This is a genomic window from Mycobacterium sp. (assembly GCF_049802695.1).
Classification (GTDB): domain Bacteria; phylum Actinomycetota; class Actinomycetes; order Mycobacteriales; family Mycobacteriaceae; genus Mycobacterium.
Genome location: NZ_JBARMY010000306.1, coordinates 1 through 1,746, shown reverse-complemented (window position 1 = coordinate 1,746; position 1,746 = coordinate 1). Strand labels below are relative to the sequence as shown.

Below are 1,746 nucleotides of genomic sequence, written 5' to 3'. Positions count from 1 at the left end.
GGCCCACGCTGATCACCTCGGCCGCACCGAGCGTCGCGTCATGGCGGCCATCGAGGCGTGCCGGACGCCGGCGCTGGGCGGGCATGTCGAGCACTGTGCCGACTGCGGGTTCTCTCGCCACGCCTACAATTCCTGTCGCGACCGGCACTGCCCGAAGTGCCAGGGCCTGGTGCGTACCGAATGGCTGGAGGCGCGCCAGGCCGAGCTGCTGCCGGTGCCCTACTTCCACGTCGTGTTCACCGTCCCCGCGCCTGTCGCCGATCTCGCCTTCCACAACAAGGCAGCCGTCTACGGCATCCTGTTCCATGCTGCGGCGGAGGCTCTGCGCGACGTCGCCGCCGATCCCCGCTATCTCGGCGCCGAGGTGGGCGCCATTGCCGTGCTGCACACCTGGGGCCAGGCGCTGCACCACCACCCGCACCTGCACTGCATCGTCCCCGGCGGCGGCCTCGCGCCCGACCAGAGCCGCTGGATCGCATGCCCACCCGGCTTCTTCCTGCCCGTGTGCGTGCTCTCCCGCCGCTTCCGCGACGGGTTCGTGCGCCAGTTGCGCACCGCCTTCGCCGACGGCACGTTGCGCTTCCCCGGTGCGCTCGCCGCCCTCGCTGACCCCACTGCATTCGCCGCCCAACTCGATCAGCTGGGCCAGATTGACTGGGTCGTCTACGCCAAGCCGCCCTTCGCCGGGCCCGAGCAGGTGCTCGGCTACCTCGGCCGCTATACCCATCGCGTCGCCCTCGCCAACACCCGTCTGGTCGGGCTCGATGACGGCCAGGTCAGCTTCACCTGGAAGGACTACCGCCAGGGCGGCACGACCAAGGTGATGACGCTGGCAGCCGACGAGTTCATTCGCCGCTTCCTCCAGCACACCGTGCCCGACGGCTTCCATCGCATCCGCCACATCGGCTTCCTCGCCAACCGCCATCGCACCAGGAAGCTGGCCCTCTGCCGCGAGCTGCTCGTCGCGTCGCCGCCAGAGCCGCGTCCGCCGCGTCGCTGGCAGGACCGCCTGCGTGACCTCACCGGCCAGGACATCGAGGCCTGCCCGTGCTGCGGGGGACGGATGCTGACCTGCGGTACGATCCGGCCGCAACCGCCGCCGCGGCCACCCATGTGGTGCGACAGCTCATGATGCCGCCCCAGCCGACCCTGATCCACTCGGTCCCACCAGGCAACGCCGACCCCGGCGGCAGCCGGCGCGTGCCGCAAGGCACTTCATCGCCCGCCGGAATGCCTGCGGACCCCTGCAATCCGCGTCAGCTCGCCAAACAATCGGCGGCCAACGTCACTGAACACCCCAGCATATCCGCCACAGCGCCTGCGCATAGGCGAGGAACCAAGAGGTCCGGCGCGCCCTCCACCAGGGACCGGCGACAACAATCCCCATAGCCGTCCGGCGTGACGGTTCAGTCCAACACGTTTTTGGCTCACCGGCGCGGCTCCCACCAGATAGCGCCCACGGCAACGCTTGTGCGCCGCGCCGCCAAGCTAAAAACGCTCTTCGTTATGGGTTTCTGCTCATCCCCCCGGGTCCGGGTGGATGGTTAGGTGAGGCAAAGAGAGCGGTTGACGTGACCCTGGCGGCTGCGATTGAAGGTCGGGATGAGCGAGCTTCCTGATCTCAGCTGTCTGACGCCTGCGGAGAAGGACGCGCTGATCCTCGCGCTGTGGGCGCAAGTGCAGGCGCTGGAAGCGAAGCTCGGGGCGCCGGCGAAGACGCCGGACAACTCCAGCCTGCCGCCGTCG

The 1,746-nt window shown here is 69.3% G+C and carries 1 protein-coding gene; it reads left to right on the top strand.

The genetic code is table 11. The features are described from left to right. Positions 1-1,132 (top strand): IS91 family transposase (locus WA317_RS12560; protein WP_425173339.1); only part of this gene is annotated, 1,132 nt, incomplete at its 5' end. Between the last annotated feature and the right edge of the window lie 614 nt (positions 1,133-1,746).